The sequence below is a fragment of the Acidisphaera rubrifaciens HS-AP3 genome, assembly GCF_000964365.1.
GTDB classification, from domain to species: domain Bacteria; phylum Pseudomonadota; class Alphaproteobacteria; order Acetobacterales; family Acetobacteraceae; genus Acidisphaera; species Acidisphaera rubrifaciens.
This window is the reverse complement of record NZ_BANB01000962.1, coordinates 1-2,532: the sequence shown is the minus strand read 5'-3', so window position 1 is coordinate 2,532 and position 2,532 is coordinate 1. Positions and strand designations below refer to the sequence as shown.

Genomic DNA, 2,532 nt, shown 5'->3' with positions numbered 1-2,532 from the left:
CCGGATACAATCCAGAGTGATCGGATTCTGCTCTGGATCTTTGTTGGGTCGAGTGCCAGTGGCGCACGCGCTGCCGCGATCCTGCAGCCTGGTGGATACCAACGAGCTCAATGGGCCTGCTCCCGAGGGCTATGTTCGCCTCGTCAATGGCTACTTCGCCGGCCTTCCGTTGAACCGCGTCGCGGAACTACTTGAGCGCAATCTGCGCGACATGAGCGCCAAGCAACCTTAGGTGCGAAGCGCGGTATAATCTCCGACACGAAGCCACCCAGTCTTGGCCTTATTCGGGCAAGCCAGGACGCCAGTGCCTGTGCCGCTGGCTTCTCCGGGCTTCAAGGCATCGCAACACCAGATTAGTCCATTCGCAGGGCCGGAACCTGGGGGAGGTAAAGCGGCAAAGGCTACCGAGGTCGGTTGAAAGAGACCGCCCCCCATGGCGATTCCGTCGTGGAATTTTGACGGTCCGAGACTACTCAGGGCATTTACGGCAGTAAAATTGCCGATGCTGCCCGACGGTGCGGTAATGGGGCCATCCATATGGAGGCCACCCGAACCGGTTAATCGCATGCCGTTGTCCGCCGTACTGAAGCCAAGCCTATACATTGACCTTGCATCGAACACGACCTCCTGGCCTGTCTGCATCCAGAGCGCCGCAGGAACGCGCCCGTATACCGCACCGGTAGCGCCGTCGGAGGCGGCGATGAGGCCTGACGTGAGCGTCAAGGTGCCACCACGCTCTCCCGCTGTGACCGTGACATTTTCAACGGTGTAACGGTGCGCACCGATCAGGACATTCTCGATCGTGTTGCGCGGACTAAGGGGGCTGTTGGTTGCATCGCCGCCGCAGAGGAAAGGGCGGACGTCGCTCACGACAACAGACTTGGCACCCACATCTGCCTTTGCAACTAAAGTGCCGGTGACACCGGCTCTGCCAGCCGCCGCAAACCGCGAGTCAAACACCGCGGAGGCGTATGCGCCTGCTCCGTAAAAGGACGAATAAATAATGCTATCATTGTCTACCGTATCGGTCAGGAACATATAAGCTAACCCTGCAGGCAAGCCGCCATTAGCAATAGACTTCCCGGCCTGGAAATTACCCACGAAGCCAAACCGGGCTCTAGCATCGTCGGCGCCGTTGGCCGACAAGTCGGCCTCCGCAAACGTCATCGCTCCACTAAGTGAGCTCGGCGAGCCAGTGTGATCATTCACGGAACCGTAATACGCCCACACTTGCGCCATTGGTATCAAAGCGCTCGGTTGCGTCATCTCGTGGGGCGGCAGATAGCGGTCTACCTGACCTACGACGGCGACGTGCTGACCGCTATTTGGGATTATCTTTCCATTTTTCACGGGACTTACTGTCCGTACTGTAAGACCAGTAAAATTTACCCAGTCATTGACAATCGGACTACCACCCGACTTAGTTGGATAGACCGTGGATCGAGACTGAATTACCGAGAAACCGCTCAAATCTTCGTCGCAGTTTCCATTGAGAACTAGGTTTCCAACATTCCAGAGTGGACTGGCGCTGTCGCCGATCGTGACCCCGCCGGAGAGGGTTCCTCCCGCTAAAGACAGCTTCGTGTCGACATATTGCATTGTGGCCGGTTCCAGCGCGGAAGTCGGGTCGCCTGCTAGCGTCAGCGGACCAGACAGTGTGCCTCCAGACTGCGTAATGATGCCGGTCAGCACTGTCCCATCTGCCCCGTTTAGAAGCGAGATACGGGTCGTCGCGTAACTGCAGTCATTCTGGCTAATTACGAGCAGGTCAGCATCTGTGACCGTCCCCGCATTCGGCAGTTCCCCGATTGTAGGCATCCCAGTAATCCTCCCACCACCTAGACTGATACTCACTTTCTCCTGTGGGCAGAGATAATCTAGTGTCCAACCGGAGCCTACTCAAATCCTATGGTGGAGAAGGTATCTCTTGCTGGCCTCCCAGGGAGTAGCTTGGGCCGCTACGTTCTGACATCTTGAGCGGATGGTGATCGCGCTCCTTTGCTTCAAAATTAGCAGGCCATGAAACAAGTGGAAGATCGCAGACTTCACGCGGCGGTGGATGGCAGAGGAATGTCGCTCCGGCTGTTGCTGAGTCTGAGTGAGATACATGATAGCAGGTGGTTCTTGCGCTCCTGGCCAATTTTGTCCGGGACGAAGTGGTGCTCGCCGACAAAGGCTACGTTGCCGGCGGGACCGCCCGGTTATCGCAGTTTATCTTGGACGCGGAATCGATCGTCCCCATGAATCAAACCGGTTCTCTTACGGGCTGACGGGTCCACGGCACTAACCAGTACGGCCGTGACTGCCGCCGAACTGATCGACTTGAAACGGCGGGGGCGGGCGCCGACGGCTCTACCTCCACCCCATCTGGCCCGCCGCCGTCAGCCTTCCCGAACACCGCCGCCGCGTCAGTTGCGCCTGCGCCCAGCCGCCGCCGCGCCGGGAAAGAATGTTCGCGCTGGCGGTCTGTAGGGCGCTCCCACGCCTCACTTTCGCTTTAGGGCTCGGACCCATAAATTTCTTGAGCGGGCT

General features: G+C 58.3%; 2 protein-coding genes. One reads left to right on the top strand and one right to left on the bottom strand.

Annotation, left to right across the window (positions count from 1 at the left end; genetic code table 11):
- Positions 1 to 232, top strand: a 232-nt coding sequence (locus B8460_RS23145) for a hypothetical protein (protein WP_206742663.1), incomplete at its 5' end; no start/stop codon positions are given.
- Here the strand turns inward: B8460_RS23145 and B8460_RS21330 are convergent.
- Positions 229 to 1,692, bottom strand: a complete 1,464-nt coding sequence (locus B8460_RS21330) for a hypothetical protein (protein ID WP_148360725.1) — start codon at positions 1,690 to 1,692, stop codon at positions 229 to 231. The two genes, B8460_RS23145 and B8460_RS21330, sit on opposite strands and share 4 nt — an antisense overlap.
- Positions 1,693 to 2,532 lie beyond the last annotated feature (840 nt).